Origin of the sequence: Streptomyces sp. NPDC059564 (genome assembly GCF_042735575.1) — a bacterium.
GTDB lineage: Bacteria > Actinomycetota > Actinomycetes > Streptomycetales > Streptomycetaceae > Streptomyces.
The window spans coordinates 25,249-38,258 of the sequence record NZ_JBHWBP010000041.1; the positions used below are offsets into that span (position 1 = coordinate 25,249).

Annotated in this window: 14 protein-coding genes and 1 pseudogene; 7 read left to right on the plus strand and 8 right to left on the minus strand. The window is 70.8% G+C overall.

All coding sequences use genetic code 11. The features are described 5' to 3' along the window. Positions 1-290: 290 nt before the first annotated feature. Positions 291-1,916 (minus strand): DUF4157 domain-containing protein, encoded by a 1,626-nt coding sequence (locus ACFV0Q_RS10800; RefSeq protein WP_385003657.1) that lies wholly within the window; start codon positions 1,914-1,916, stop codon positions 291-293. A gap of 97 nt (positions 1,917-2,013) precedes the next feature. Here ACFV0Q_RS10800 and ACFV0Q_RS10805 point away from each other — a divergent pair. Beyond that, positions 2,014-2,904, plus strand: a pseudogene (locus ACFV0Q_RS10805) (FAD-dependent monooxygenase); the annotation flags it as partial. Positions 2,905-3,024: 120 nt separating this feature from the next. Here the strand turns inward: ACFV0Q_RS10805 and ACFV0Q_RS10810 are convergent. The 5 genes from ACFV0Q_RS10810 to ACFV0Q_RS10830 form a co-directional block, all read right to left on the minus strand. Further along, the gene (locus ACFV0Q_RS10810; RefSeq protein WP_385003659.1) at positions 3,025-3,471 is read right to left on the minus strand and encodes an IPT/TIG domain-containing protein; all 447 of its coding nucleotides are present in this window, start codon (positions 3,469-3,471) and stop codon (positions 3,025-3,027) included. 163 nt (positions 3,472-3,634) lie between these two features. Next, positions 3,635-4,267: an HdeD family acid-resistance protein gene (locus ACFV0Q_RS10815; RefSeq protein ID WP_385003661.1), complete on the minus strand. Its 633-nt coding sequence runs from the start codon at positions 4,265-4,267 to the stop codon at positions 3,635-3,637. 207 nt (positions 4,268-4,474) lie between these two features. Beyond that, on the minus strand, positions 4,475-6,097 hold the full coding sequence (locus ACFV0Q_RS10820; protein ID WP_385003663.1) for an MFS transporter: 1,623 nt from the start codon (positions 6,095-6,097) through the stop codon (positions 4,475-4,477). A gap of 239 nt (positions 6,098-6,336) precedes the next feature. After that, positions 6,337-6,852 (minus strand): hypothetical protein, encoded by a 516-nt coding sequence (locus tag ACFV0Q_RS10825; protein WP_385003665.1) that lies wholly within the window; start codon positions 6,850-6,852, stop codon positions 6,337-6,339. Between the two features lie 171 nt (positions 6,853-7,023). Then, positions 7,024-7,962 (minus strand): GlxA family transcriptional regulator, encoded by a 939-nt coding sequence (locus ACFV0Q_RS10830; protein WP_385003667.1) that lies wholly within the window; start codon positions 7,960-7,962, stop codon positions 7,024-7,026. Between the two features lie 210 nt (positions 7,963-8,172). Here ACFV0Q_RS10830 and ACFV0Q_RS10835 point away from each other — a divergent pair, with 210 nt between their 5' ends. The 4 genes from ACFV0Q_RS10835 to ACFV0Q_RS10850 are packed head-to-tail and all read left to right on the plus strand — an operon-like array spanning position 8,173 to position 10,075. Beyond that, the gene (locus ACFV0Q_RS10835; RefSeq protein ID WP_385003669.1) at positions 8,173-8,862 is read left to right on the plus strand and encodes a DJ-1/PfpI family protein; all 690 of its coding nucleotides are present in this window, start codon (positions 8,173-8,175) and stop codon (positions 8,860-8,862) included. 39 nt (positions 8,863-8,901) lie between these two features. Beyond that, the gene (locus ACFV0Q_RS10840; RefSeq protein WP_385003671.1) at positions 8,902-9,222 is read left to right on the plus strand and encodes a hypothetical protein; all 321 of its coding nucleotides are present in this window, start codon (positions 8,902-8,904) and stop codon (positions 9,220-9,222) included. Positions 9,223-9,224: 2 nt separating this feature from the next. After that, a complete protein-coding gene (locus tag ACFV0Q_RS10845) occupies positions 9,225-9,710 on the plus strand; it encodes a DUF2269 family protein (RefSeq protein WP_385003673.1) in 486 nt (161 codons plus the stop codon). Continuing rightward, positions 9,707-10,075 (plus strand): hypothetical protein, encoded by a 369-nt coding sequence (locus ACFV0Q_RS10850; RefSeq protein WP_385003675.1) that lies wholly within the window; start codon positions 9,707-9,709, stop codon positions 10,073-10,075. The genes ACFV0Q_RS10845 and ACFV0Q_RS10850 overlap by 4 nt, the downstream gene beginning before the upstream one ends. Here the strand turns inward: ACFV0Q_RS10850 and ACFV0Q_RS10855 are convergent. Then, entirely contained in the window at positions 10,017-10,646 is a 630-nt protein-coding gene (locus ACFV0Q_RS10855) for a hypothetical protein (RefSeq protein WP_385003689.1), read from the minus strand. The genes ACFV0Q_RS10850 and ACFV0Q_RS10855 overlap by 59 nt on opposite strands. A gap of 17 nt (positions 10,647-10,663) precedes the next feature. Between ACFV0Q_RS10855 and ACFV0Q_RS10860 the strand changes: the two genes are divergently transcribed. Further along, a complete protein-coding gene (locus tag ACFV0Q_RS10860) occupies positions 10,664-10,990 on the plus strand; it encodes a terpene synthase family protein (protein ID WP_385003677.1) in 327 nt (108 codons plus the stop codon). A 260-nt stretch (positions 10,991-11,250) separates the two neighbouring features. On the opposite strand, the gene ACFV0Q_RS10865 is transcribed toward ACFV0Q_RS10860, so the two are convergent. Then, positions 11,251-12,183, minus strand: a complete 933-nt coding sequence (locus ACFV0Q_RS10865) for a LysR family transcriptional regulator (protein WP_385003679.1) — start codon at positions 12,181-12,183, stop codon at positions 11,251-11,253. Positions 12,184-12,254: 71 nt separating this feature from the next. Here ACFV0Q_RS10865 and ACFV0Q_RS10870 point away from each other — a divergent pair, with 71 nt between their 5' ends. After that, positions 12,255-12,908, plus strand: coding sequence for a maleylpyruvate isomerase family mycothiol-dependent enzyme (locus tag ACFV0Q_RS10870; RefSeq protein ID WP_385003681.1), 654 nt, complete (start codon positions 12,255-12,257; stop codon positions 12,906-12,908). The last annotated feature ends 102 nt before the right edge of the window (positions 12,909-13,010 follow it).

The window sequence follows — 13,010 nt, forward strand, 5'->3', positions numbered from 1 at the left end:
CGAGGGTCGCCGTACCGCGGCGCGCCAACAGCCCTGATCCAGAACCACCCTTCGGTGTCCACGAGCAGGGGCCGGCAGGGGTGCGCGCCGACCGCGGCAAGGACATGAACGACGACCAGCTGAGGGTGATCCGGGGCGCTACCGGGCACCCTGCTGCTGATGTCCCGGGCCCACCCCCGACGGCGACGGTGGGGCCCGGGACACCGCCGGCCGCGTCTCACGCCACCAGCGGTTCGTACGCCCCCACCGGCGCATGTATCCCGACCGGGACGACCCGAGCGGCGGCGCACTCAGGTGCCGGCGACCTTGAGGATGTGTGTGGCGATCACCTTGAACTGTTGCAGCTGCCGCTCGATCTCGGTGCCGTAGTCCGGTGCCTCGACAGTGACGGGCCAGTCGGTTCCCTTGGCCCGGAAGTGGGCGGTGACCTGCTTGTTCCCGGCGAAGCGCAGCGCGACTCCCTGCGGCCAGTCCTGGTTCATCAGCAGAGGACCGTACGGCTCGAACCACGCGGGCAGCACCAGGGAGGTGAATCCCCGCGCACCCGGCGGGATCTTGTCGGACGGCACGTCGGATTCGTATGCCCCCGCGCCCGCCGACAGAGTGGTGACATCGGCCCCGGGCCGGTTGACGATCGCCATCGCGGTGTTCTGCGTCCGCTCCTGGAGCATGGACACGTACCCGGCCAGCATCTCGCCCTGCGCCTCGGAGAGCTTCTCGCCCTTCATGAACGAGATGAGTGCCCGGGCCGTGCCCTCGTCGCCCTGCGCCGACTGACGGACGTCGGCGAGCTGCTGCTCGGACAGCTCGCCGCCCTTCGCCCAGGACAGCTGGTCGAGGACGAAGTCCTCGTCCTCGGGGCGCTCCATCGCGACGCTGAAGCTGCCGTTGTTCGGGTCCGTCAGCGATTGCGCGACGATCGCCCGGATCCGATCGGGATCCTGGATCCCCCGGGCGTCGAGTACGTTCACGGCCAGCGCGGTGCTGTTGCCGGTGTCGTTCGACCCCGTATGGGCGATGCCCTGCTCGACGAGCGAAGCGCGACCCAGGATTCCGCTGCGGTTGATCCCCTGGACCAAGTCGATCATCGCGCCTATCCGGCCGATCTCGAGGACGAGCCCATCGGCGTCCGCCGCCTCCAGGACGGCATCGGCGCCCGGGCTCTTGAGATACCTGAGCACGCGCTCACCCGTGGTCGTGACCAGGTACTCCAGATCCTTCTCCCGGAGCAAGACCGCGGGATCGCTCACCGGCGATCCCCCGACGACGACCGCCCGCTGCACGGCACCCGCGGCGGCAACGCGATCAGGGAGGGGCGCCCCCGGTGCCCCCAGATCGTGATCCGCGTCCTGAAGCGGCGCCGGGCCGGACATGACACGCGTGGCGGTGGCCTCCGCCTCCCGCTCGAACCGGTCCGACGGATCCGAGAGGCGCAGCCCGTCCCCGTTGTCGTTGCCCGACACCGGTCCGCGGCGCTGCTGGATGACGTGGGTCAGCTCATGGGCGAGGGTGTGCCGGTCCGCCCCACCCGCTCCGATGACGACATGGCTGCCGGAGGTGTAGGCGCGCGCCCCGACCTCGGCCGCGGACGCCCTCGCGGCAGCATTGTCATGCACCCGGACATCCGAGAAGTCCGCACCGAGCCGAGCTTCCATGTCCGTACGGGTCGGGCCGTCCAGGGGCCGCCCCCCGGCCCTCAGCACTTCGTGAACGGTGGACCGCTGCACTACGGCCCGTCCCTCCTCCTCCGCGCCGAGATGCCCGGCCCGCCGAAGCAACTGCACGACAGCGGCATTGCCCACCGTCCCTTGTAAGGCCAGCAGCCCACGCCGCTCCCCGCCCCCTGCGGAATCCGCACGCTTGACCCCGCGCCCGGCCTTGACCTCGACGTCTTCGCTGCTCTCGCGCCCGCGCATCGGCCCTGCTTCCCTCGTGATCGGCACCAGTCTCCGGCTCATCCGACAACCACCTTGCCACGGAGCCTGGTTCCCGGTCGCGAGGGGAGGCCGCCGCACCGGCGCCGAAGACCTGAAGCCCGGCTGGAACCACACCGACACCGGGACGTACGTCTACGGGCCGACTCCCGGCCGTGTCCTCACGGTCGAGTTCGACGGCCCGCCCGCCGACCGCGAGGCACCCGTCACCGCCGAGGAGTTGCAGACGAGCCTGCGGCGCGTCACCGGGGTGGCGGACCTCGCCGTCACCGAGGTGCACACCGCCACCCGCTTCACCGACAACGCACGCCAGGCGGCCGACTACCGGGCCGGCCGGGTGCTGCTCGCGGGGGACGCGGCGCACGTCCACTCGCCGTTCGGCGGTCAGGGGCTGAACCTCGGCATCGGGGACGCGGTGAGCCTCGGCTGGAAGCTCGCCATCGTGGTACGCGGGCAGGCACCCGAAGGGCTCCTGGACTCGTACACCGCCGAACGGCACCCGATCGGCGCCTGGGTGCTCGAACGGACCAGGGCGCAGATCGCGCTGATGCGGCCGGAACCCTCGTTCCGGGCCTTGCTCGATGTCGTCACCGAGCTGACCGGGACCGTCGCGGGCACCACCTACTTCGTCAAGAAGATCTCGGGCGCGTGCCAGCGGTACGACCTTCCCGGCAGTCACCCCTTGGTGGGTCGCAGCGCCCCCGACCTCGCACTCGCCGACGGGCGCCGCCTCGCGGACCTGATGCACGACAGACGGGCCCTGCTCCTGGATCTCGCGGACGACGCCGAGCTCAGGGCGGTGGCCGAGGGGTACGGAGACCGGGTCCGGGTAATCTCCGCCACCTGCCCGGCCGGGGCCGCGCTCGTGGGACTGCTCGTACGTCCCGACGGCTGCACCGCCTGGGCGGCGGACGCGGCGCATGGCCTCGCCGCTTCCCTGACGCGGTGGTTCGGGGCTCCCGAACCGTAAGGACCGCAAAGCGCACCGGCACGGGCTGGAACCAGTCCTGCACGCGCCCTGGCCGTCGCGGGCGAGGACGTGGGCGGTTCGCCGGCGGCCGCTCCAACCGCGACTCCGCGTGGAACCGGTTCAGCGCAGGGGCCACTCCAGGTAGGTGAACTCGTCCGCCGGGCTCGCGGGGGACGAGTAGCCGTTCGAAAGGACGGTGACGTTGATGGTCGCGGACTTGCCGATGGCGATGGTTGGCTTGGGCGCGTTGACGAGCAGCTGCTCGGGGGCGTAGTCGACGGGCTCGGCGAGGTTGTCGCCGAAGTAGACCTGGCAGTCCGAGGCGAAGTTGACGCCGTTGATCTGGACTTGGTCGTCGGCCCGGCCCGTGTCCGGGCTGATGCCCGTGACCACCACGGCGGCTGGGCCGCCGCAGGTGAACTGGCCGCGCGGGACGGCCGGGGAGGTGCCCAGACTGTCGGTCGCCCGGACGTCGACCACGCCGACGCCCTCGGGTGCCCAGACGACGATCACGTCGTCGCGGAGGACGTACTCCTTGGAGATCGGCACCGTGCCGAAATCGACCATGACACCCTGGCCGAACCCACTGCCGACGATCTCGACAGGGGCGCCGACCGGGCGTCCAACCCACTTTTCGCCGCGTGATCCCGACGGGAGGCGGGTCCCGGGTTCACGTGATCGGGCCAGCAGCCCCCGTCGGCGTGGACAGGAAGCGATCGACCGCCCTGGGTCACTCCGGAGGCGCGGGTGTGGGCACGGCCCGGCGGGTGGCTGAACGCAGTGCGATGGCCATCACCACTTCGAATACGCCGAGCAGCACGAGCCACAGCCCCAGCAGCCGCGTCAGGGCGACCGCGGAATCCACCGGGAAGCAGAGCACGACGATTCCGGCGACGGCGCCGAGGGCGCCGAGGGCGAACAGCATGCCGCGGTGTACGAGCGCGCGGTCCGCGATCGCGACGTACGCGGTGAGCACTCCGGTCAGCAGCCAGAACACCCCGACGATCAGGGACAGCGCACCGATCGTCTGCATCGGATGGCGCAGTACGAGGACGCCCGCCAGGAACGCCAGCAGGGCGATCAGGACTCCCGCAAGTCTGCTGCCGCCCCCGTCGCCGCTGTGCGAGAAGGCCGTGACGAGACGGAAGCCACCTGCCACCAGGAGCTGCAGACCGATGATCACGGCCAGGATGTGCAGCGTCTCGTCCGGCCAGACGAGGATCAGGATGCCCGGTATCAGAGTGGCGAGGGCGAAGCCGAGCGCCCAGTGCCAGGAGCCTCCGAGCTGCTGGAGGACGTCCTCGGGATCACTCTGCGTGTGCTTGGGCGCGGCGCCAGCGGCAGCGTCGGAGGGTACGGTCATGAGACCTCCCGGGCCAGCCGAACGGCCCGTAGGGGCACCTGGGCCGCCGGACATGCCTTGTTTACCTGTCAGGCCCATTTTAGGCCGTTGCCGTACGGCTCGCTGCTCCAGCCGCCGCCGCGCTGCCCCTGCCCGCCCTTACGGCCCGACGCTTCGCAGGGACTGGGGTTGGGACCGGGCGGCCGACCGCCCAACGGCCGGAACGCGTCATCCGGCGGGTTTCGCCGCGCGCGCAGGGGCCGCCGGAATCCGCTGGGTGAAGAACAGCGAGAGCAGGGCGGCGAGGGCGAGGATGGCGAGTGCGGCGCGCAGCCCGTCGAGTCTCGCGGCGCTGTTCGCGTCGATCGCGGCCGAGGTCACTTCCGGGCTCGTGCCCGCCTCTTCGAGGGCGGTCGTGAGCTGGGCGTCCGACATGAAGGACACGCCGCTCTCCAGCTTGACGGTCGCCTGGCTCTTGACGTCGGCCGGGATGGCCGGGTTCTGCTGGACGTTGGTGAGGAAGGAAGCGGTGAGGGCGGCGATCATGATCGATCCGGCGAGTGCCGTCCCGATCGACGCGCCGAGGTTGGTCACGGCGTTCTGAATGCCGCCGACTTCCGCAGTCTGCTTGTCGGGCACCGCCGAAACGGTGACCGCCCCGAGCTGGGAGGCCAGCGCTCCCATACCGAGCCCGATCAGCAGGAGCGGGATGGTGACGATCTCGGCGCCCGCGTCCGCGTCGAGCGCGGCGATCAGGGCCACCGCGCCCGCGAACAGCGCCAGGACGCCCAGCCGCACCACCCGCCGCGGCGAGACGTTCGGGAGGAGGCGCGGGATCAGGATCGCGGCGGCCAGCAGGGTCAGGGACAGCGGCAGGATGTGGGCGCCCGTCTTGAGGGCGGACAGGCCGAGCGCGACCGACAGGTACAGCGGTACGACGAAGAACACGCCCATCTGGACGAGGTACTGGAAGAAGAACATCGTCAGGCCACCGGTGAGCTGCCGGTTGCCCAGCAGAGCCGGGTCCACCAGCGGCTCCCTGCGCCGCTCCACGATGCGGGCCTCCCAGCGCAGGAAGAGCCACAGCAGGAGCAGGCCCGCCAGCATCAGCCACACGACCAGGGAGATCCCGAGCCAGGCGGGTGCGTCGGGCTTCGGCTGGAACCAGCCCCACTCGCCCGAGCGGAGCACCCCGTAGACGAAGGCGCCGAGCCCGAGGGCGGACAGTACGGCGCCGACCAGGTCGATGCGCCGGCGCTCGCCGACCGGCGCGTCGGCGGTGCGGCGGGCGAGCACCAGGATGGCGAGCACGATGACGACCTCCCCGGCGAAGACCCAGCGCCAGGAGAAGTACGTCGTGGCGACGCCCCCGATGAGCGGCCCGAGCGCGATCGCCACGGCCCCCGAGGCGGCCACCAGCCCGTAGGCGCCCGGTCGGCGTTCCACCGTGAAGTTGGCGGCGACCAGCGCGACGATCGCGGGCAGGATGAGCGAGGCCCCGAGCCCCTCGAGGAGCGACCAGCCCAGCAGGAGCACGGGCAGGTTCGGGGCCAGAGCGGTCATCAGCGATCCGCAGCCGTAGACCACGCAGCCGATGAGGAACGCCCGCTTGTGGCCGATGAGCGCGCCGACCTTGCCGCCGGGAATCATGAACATCGCCATCACGAGGGTGTATGCCGTGATGGCACCCTGGATCCCGGTCACGGTGGTACCGACGTCGGCGGCCACCGTCGCGATCGACACGTTCATGACGGAGCTGCCCAGCGCCATCAGGAACTGGCCGGCAGCGAGGGTCAGCAGCACGCCCCCCGACCCTGTCGCCTTCGCGGGTGTGCCTGACTCGGGTGCCATGACAGCACGCTCCCAGTGGCCCGGGCCCGCCGGACACAGACCCGCCGAGAGGGTCAGCCGGTTGGCGGCAGCCGGGCACGGACCGCTCCGTCCAGCCCCGAGCACTCGACGAGACCTTCCTCGCCGAGCGGCTCCTGGCCGGCCTCGACCAGCGCGCCACCCATTCCACGGTGACGACCGCGGCATCGAGTTCGCCCGACCACCGGGTGCGTGTGGCCGGCGCGTATGCCCAGGGCCGTTCAGGCGTCGAGTGCGGCCAGCAGGGCGCGGGCGCCGGATTCCAGGGCTTCCGGGTCGGCCCGGTAGCCGCTGACGGCCTCCAGGTGGGCGCCGCCGACCGGGTTGGCGTACAGCGGCTCGCCCTTCGGCGAGGTGCCGATCCGGTCCTGGGCCGGGTCGAAATAGGCATCGACGATGACGTACGGCTGGCCCTCGTCGAAGCCGACGACCGCTTCCACATCGGCGTAGCCGTCCCCGTACAGGGCCAGGAAGTCGGATTCGCCGGCCCCGGCCGAGAGGGTGTCGAGGATGCCGCGGGCGAAGTTCCGTACGTCCTCGGCGCGCGCTACGCCGAGCAGGTGCGGGGTGATCTCGACCAGCCAGGTCCCATCCGTGGCCCCGCGCCGGACGGTGAACCGGACCGACCGCCCCCCACACCCCACCAGCGTGCCGAACTCCGCCACGACCACGCTGCCTTCCCACACGACCCGCGCATCCGCGCCCACGCCCGCACCCCTGTCCACGCCGCCGCCCATGGGAACGACGGTAACCCGGCGGGGCCCGAGCCAGGTGTCCAGGCGCTCGCCGGGGTGCCGTCCAGCATGGAGCACCGCTCGCAGGACGGGCTCGGAGACCGAGCGGGGCCCGGTCGCAGGCCGGCTGCGCCCTCTCTGCCGAGCCCCACACCCCGTACCCGATGGGCCGTGTCAGCTGAAGGCGCGGCGGTAGGCGTGCGGGCTGACGCCGGTGGTCTTCTTGAAGCGGTCACGGAAAGCGGTGGGCGAGCCGAATCCGACCTGGGCGCCGATGCGTTCGACGGAATGGTGGGTGGTCTCCAGAAGGTGCTGGGCCTGGCGGACGCGTGCGCGGTGGAGCCACTGGAGGGGAGTGGTGCCGGTCTGTTCGCGGAAGCGTCGCATCAGGGTCCGGGTGCTCGTTCCGGCGTGGGCGGCGATGTCGATGAGGGCGAGCTCGGAGCCCAGGTTGTCCTGCAACCAGGTCAGCAGCGGTTCGAGTGTCGATCCCTGGGGGGCGGGTGCGTGCTTGTGAACGATGAACTGTGCTTGTCCGCCCTCGCGTTCCAGGGGCATGACGGACAGCCGGGCGGCATCGGCGGCGACGGCTGAGCCGTAGTCGCGGCGGATCATGTGCAGGCACAGGTCCAGGCCCGCTGCGGCGCCGGCGGAGGTGAGGATCTGGCCGTTGTCGACGTACAGGACGTCCGGATCCACCTCGATGTCCGGGTGGGCGGCGGCCAGGAGATCGGCTGCGCTCCAGTGGGTGGTGGCACGCAGGCCGTCGAGGAGCCCGGTGGCGGCCAGGGGGAAGGTGCCTGTGCAGATGGAGGCCATGCGCGTGCCGTTCGCAGCGGCTGCTCGCAGCGCGTCGCGAACGACGGGGGAGAGGGGGAGGGCGGGGTCGGCGGTACCGGGAACGATGATCGTGTCCGCGGTTCTGAGTGCTTCCAGTCCCCAGGGCGCGCGCAGGGTGAAGGCACCGGCATCGACCTCGGGCCGCTCGGCGCAGACACGCACCTGGTAGCCGGGGCGTCCGTCCGGGAGGCGGGTGCGGGAGAAGACCTCGATCGGGGTGGACAGATCGAAGGGGATCACCTGCTCCAGGGCGAGGATGGCAATGGTGTGCATGGCGAGAAGATACCTGTCCTTCAGTAGCCATGCCCCGGTCTCAGCGCCGTGAAATTTATCCTTTGTGCAGTTCAGAGCCTCACGTACCGCTATGGCGATATTCCGTTGAAAGGTGTCACTCATGCCACTGGGAGCCGGGCTGGGGGCCGGTTAGCGTCGGGAGCGACCCGGCAGCGGCCGGATGGCGACCGCACGCGAAGGAACTGATCCATGCACGCCCAGATCATCCTGTTCGACGGCTTCGATCCGCTCGATGTCATCGCCCCCTACGAAGTGCTGTACGCCGGCGGCACCGCCTCCGGTGGAGCGGTGAGTGTGGAACTGGTATCCGCCGAGGGACCGCGTGAGGTGGTCAGCGGCACCGGGGGCCTGGCGCTGCGCGCCACCGCCGTCCTCGATCCCCGGCGTGCGGGCCTGATCCTGGTCCCCGGCGCCTCGGGCCGTGTGGGAGAGCCCGGTGAGGTACCCGGCCACGACGCGGGGGCGGGGGAATGGCAGCAGGACCAGTTCATCCCCGTGCTGCTCGGCCGCGCCCTGACGACCGAGCTGCCCACGTTGCTGAAGGTGGCGAGGGACAACCCCGAGGTGACGCTCGGCGCGGTGTGCGGAGGGTCGCTCGTGCTGGCCATGGCCGGCCTGCTGGAGGGCCGCTATGCCACCACCCACCACATGGGCCTGGACATGCTCGATGCCACCGGCGTCCACGCGGTGAGCGCCCGCGTCGTAGACGACGGCGACCTGGTCACCGGGGCGGGAGTCACCTCCGGTCTCGACCTGGGTCTGTACCTGCTGGAGCGCGAGGTAGGCCCCCGCATCGCCCACGCTGTCGAAAAACTGTTCGCCCATGAGCGCCGCGGCACCGTCTGGCGCCACGAAGGCCCCGTGCCCGCCGGCCTCTGACAAACATCCCGCCCCGCACTCGTAAGGAAGAACAGCTTCATGGCCGTAGAAGGCGTCTGGGACCTGTCCGTCTCCACCCCCATCGGCAGGATCAAAGCCGTGGTCGAACTCTCCCGGCAGGCCGGTGTCCTGACCGGAGCAGCCCACGGGGCCGGAGAAAACGTTCCGCTCGGCGACATCACCCTCGACGGTGACCGGCTCACCTGGAAACAGGCCATCACCAAGCCCCTGCGCCTGAACCTGGCCTTCGCGGTCACGGTCGACGGTGACACCCTGACCGGCACGTCCACGGCCGGACGCCTTCCGGCCTCGAAGGTCACCGGCCGACGCCGCGCCGTCCCGGCGGCCGTGGAACGCTGAACATGGCCAAATTCCTCCTCTCCCTGCATGTCCTGGCGGCGGTGCTGGCCATTGGACCGGTCACGGTCGCCGCGAGCATGTTCCCCAAAGCACTGCGTCGCACTCACAGCGCCCCGGATGACCGTGAGGCGCTCGCGACCCTGCGAACCCTGCACCGCATCTGCCGCGTCTACGCCGGCATCGGCATCGCGGTTCCCGTCTTCGGGTTCGCCACGGCCAGGATCCTCGGCGTCCTCGGCAGCGGGTGGCTGATCACCTCGATCGTCCTGACCACCGCGGCGGCCGCCATCCTCGGGCTGCTGATCCTGCCCGCCCAGGACAACGCCCTCACCGCCACGCAGGACCCGGGCTCCAGCCAGGCCCCCGGTTCCAGCCCCGCCCTCCACCTCGCTGCCCGACTCGCCATGCTCACCGGCGTCTTCAACCTGCTGTGGGCAACGGTCACCGTTCTGATGATCGTCCGCCCCGGCTCGACCACGGGAGCATGACCGTGCACCTTCGCCCCCTGCGCATCGCGGCGCACGTCGAACTCGTCTCGTTGATCGCCATGCTGGCCAACCTCGCCACCGCCCACCTGGGGCCCATCTCCTCCCTGATGGGCCCCACCCACGGCTGTGCCTACCTGTTCGTCGTGATCGCGGTCTGGCGCCCGGCGTCGGCCACGGCCACCACCAAGGCCGTTGCGGTCGTTCCCGGCGTCGGCGGCCTCCTCGCACTGCGTCGGCTCCACCGTCTCCGCGTCACCGGGCACCCCACCAAGGACCTCCGTCCGGCCCCAAGAGCAAAGAGACGTCCTACGCCGGTGGTGTGGCCGGCGCGGGGAGGCCGAGAACGCGGGCGAGGGCGGCGGTGACGGGAGCGCAGCGGCCAGGCAGGTGCCTGGAGGCCCAGTCGGCTGCCAGCGCGAGGAAGTCGGCCAGGTCGCGCTCGGCACCGACGAGCAGGTGACGAAGCTCGATGACGGACAGCTCGATCACCGGACTGTCGGTCTGCCCGGCGTTCACAGTGAGCCGGACGGTGTCGCCGAAGCGCTCCGCAACCGGTGACCCGGGGTCGTGGCCGAATCCGAGCAGGCCGCCGTCGTCGGCGAAGCGGTGCCAGTCGCGCCAGTCCTCCAGCCCATCGCAGCATCCGGGCTGGAAGGTGACTCCTGTGGAGTTGTCGGTGATCCGCAGGCCGCCTGCCGCGAAGAGGATGTCGAAGGTCAGCAGCCCGTGAAGGAAGGAGTCCACTGCGTCGGCCGGACGAGGCGGGCGGTCGCCGTCGGGGTCGACGTCATTGCAGCCGGCGATGCGCATCACCGCCGTCCCGACCTCAGCGGGTGAGAGCGCACCGCTGAGGGGCAGGAAGCCGAACGGCTCGATCTCGGCGACGGGCCAGAGGTCGAAGCCGTCAGGTGCGTATGTCTCCAGGACGGGCTGCATCACGATCACCCGGCGAAGTGTTCCGCATCCCACGCCCGTATCGCCGCCCGATTTCGCCGGGGCAGGCCGGCACCGCGGAACTCGGTAGCACAGCACCGCTGGAGACTTACGTCCTGCAGCGCCTCGCGAGCACCGGCTGCATCCCGGTGTTCGCAGGGACCGCCTTCGCCAACGGCCTGGACATCCCCGATCACGAGATCTACGACCCGGCCGTCATGGCAGCGGAGAACGCCGTCAATTTCATGATCGGCTGGGACAACGACCTCATCTCCTACGCGAAAGAGAAATTCCACGGGGAGGTCGGCACCAACGTTCCTGATCTCGTGAGCACCGGGCGTTCATGACAGGGGAGAGGGGGGGGCGGGCTCCGGCCGGACGCCCTGGGCGTGTACGGCGTCGGAGGGGTACGGGCCACGGCCCGGCAGGACGTGAACGCGCGCACGCCCCGTGAAGGCGCTCGCCGATGCGAGTACGCCCAGCTGCCGGGAACATATCGGAACATCCCTGGCGGTGCGGCTCGCGGATCGACATGACGCACTCACCAGCGGGCGTCAGGTTCTCGCGCCGCGTGCCCTCTGGCCCACCGCATGCACCTGGGCGATCTTCAGGACACGCAATCGGTTCCAGGAGCGGTGAGGGTCGTACGCAGCAGGTCCAGGAAGACGGTGGCCGCGGGACTGGAGGGGCCGTCCGTCCGCCAGGCCAGAGCCACTCGGCCGCGCAGCTGCGGCTCGGTGATCTCCAGGGTCCGCAGCCCGAGGTCCGACAGCAGGCCGGCGGGGAGGGCCGGAACCACCGCCACGCCGAGACCGCGGGCGGCGAGCTGTGCGAGGAACGGCGGAGCGGCCGCCTCGAAGGCGATGCGGGGCTGGAACCCGGCCTGCGCGCACGCGCGGTCGAGTACCTTGCGTATCCCTGTACCCCGCGGCAGGCTGATCAGCGGGCGGTCGCGGAGCTCGGCCAGCGGAATGCCCGTGCGGTCCGGGGGCGTGAGGGCCGAGTCGCCCGGGGCGATGGCTGCCACCAGCGGTACGTCGACCAGGACCTGGACGGAGGTGCCCGGCGGAGGTTCCTCGCCGGCGAGTCCGATCACGGCGATGTCGAGTTCCCCGCGGTGCAGTGCGGTCAGCATCCGCTCCGAGGTGTCCTCGGTCAGGACGATCTCGACCTCGGGATGGTCCTCGTGGAAGCCGGCCAGGACGGTGGCCAGGTCGAACTCATGGGCTGCCGCGGCCGCGCCCGAGACCAGCCCGATGGCGACCCGGCCCCGCAGCAGCCCGGTGAACTCCTCCGCCGTCTGCCGCACCGCTTCGACGGCGGTGAGCGCGGCCCGCGCGTACGGCAGCACGGCCTCACCCACCTCCGTCAGGGTCACCGACCGGCCGGAGCGGTCGAGCAGCGGGTGCCCGAGTTCCCTTTCGAGCTGACGGACTTGGGCACTCACCCCCGGCTGCGCCAAGTGCAGACGGGCTGCGGCCCGGGTGAAGTTGGCTTCCTCCGCGACGGTGACGAAGTACCGCAACTGCCGAATGTCCATAACTGATCATTCTAGTTACGAGACATGCAAACTCTTGGACTTATGGCGGGGCTGACGAGAGCCTTGAACCCATGGGGAACATGACGCAGCGGAGACCCGTGGCCGACATCAGAGCCGCGATCGCGGCCGAACGCCGGGAGCTGGCAGCCGTGCTGGACGGCCTGTCGGCCGAGGAGTGGGACGCGCCGACCCTGTGCGGGGGATGGCGGGTGCGGGAGGTCGCGGCCCACATGACGATGGGGTTTCGGTACTCGCTCGCCAAGACGGCGTGGGAACTGATCAGAGCGCGAGGCAGCCTCCATCGGATGACCGATCGATGCGCCCACAAGGACGCGGCCGCCCATTCGACGCGTGAGCTCGCCGCATTGCTCGGTGACAACGCGGATCACCCGTGGCGGCCGCCCGTCGGCGGGATCGAGGCGGCCCTGGGCCACGACGTGATCCACGGTCTGGACATCACGGTCGCGCTGGGCCTCGACCGCCGGGTTCCCGAGGATCGTGTACGCATCCTCCTGGACGGCGTCAACGCCAGGTCCCTGAAGTTCTTCGGGGCCGACCTGGACGGCATCGAACTCCGCGCCACCGACCTCGACTGGTCCTTCGGTACCGGAACGCCCGTGTCCGGCGCCGCGCAGGATCTCCTCCTGCTCGCATTCGGCCGACGGCTCCCCCCGGGGCACATCCGCGGGGAACTGAGCGGTCGCTTCCTCGCCGCGCCGGCGTGACGGCGGCAATCTCCCGACGGTCACCTGTATGCCCTGCCGGCCAACGACGAGACCGCAGGCAGCAATCCGCCCCGGCCCGGGCCGGGGCGGTCGCTCGTACCC

Coding starts and splice junctions, on each gene's coding strand:
- ACFV0Q_RS10800 (WP_385003657.1), bottom strand. CDS start 1,916: ATGCGCGGGCGCGAGAGCAGCGAAGACGTCGAGGTCAAGGCCGGGCGC.
- ACFV0Q_RS10850 (WP_385003675.1), top strand. CDS start 9,707: ATGACCGTGCACCTTCGCCCCCTGCGCATCGCGGCGCACGTCGAACTC.
- ACFV0Q_RS10830 (WP_385003667.1), bottom strand. CDS start 7,962: ATGCACACCATTGCCATCCTCGCCCTGGAGCAGGTGATCCCCTTCGAT.
- ACFV0Q_RS10815 (WP_385003661.1), bottom strand. CDS start 4,267: ATGACCGTACCCTCCGACGCTGCCGCTGGCGCCGCGCCCAAGCACACG.
- ACFV0Q_RS10810 (WP_385003659.1), bottom strand. CDS start 3,471: ATGGTCGATTTCGGCACGGTGCCGATCTCCAAGGAGTACGTCCTCCGC.
- ACFV0Q_RS10845 (WP_385003673.1), top strand. CDS start 9,225: ATGGCCAAATTCCTCCTCTCCCTGCATGTCCTGGCGGCGGTGCTGGCC.
- ACFV0Q_RS10820 (WP_385003663.1), bottom strand. CDS start 6,097: ATGGCACCCGAGTCAGGCACACCCGCGAAGGCGACAGGGTCGGGGGGC.
- ACFV0Q_RS10865 (WP_385003679.1), bottom strand. CDS start 12,183: ATGGACATTCGGCAGTTGCGGTACTTCGTCACCGTCGCGGAGGAAGCC.
- ACFV0Q_RS10870 (WP_385003681.1), top strand. CDS start 12,255: ATGGGGAACATGACGCAGCGGAGACCCGTGGCCGACATCAGAGCCGCG.
- ACFV0Q_RS10855 (WP_385003689.1), bottom strand. CDS start 10,646: ATGCAGCCCGTCCTGGAGACATACGCACCTGACGGCTTCGACCTCTGG.
- ACFV0Q_RS10825 (WP_385003665.1), bottom strand. CDS start 6,852: ATGGGCGGCGGCGTGGACAGGGGTGCGGGCGTGGGCGCGGATGCGCGG.
- ACFV0Q_RS10840 (WP_385003671.1), top strand. CDS start 8,902: ATGGCCGTAGAAGGCGTCTGGGACCTGTCCGTCTCCACCCCCATCGGC.
- ACFV0Q_RS10835 (WP_385003669.1), top strand. CDS start 8,173: ATGCACGCCCAGATCATCCTGTTCGACGGCTTCGATCCGCTCGATGTC.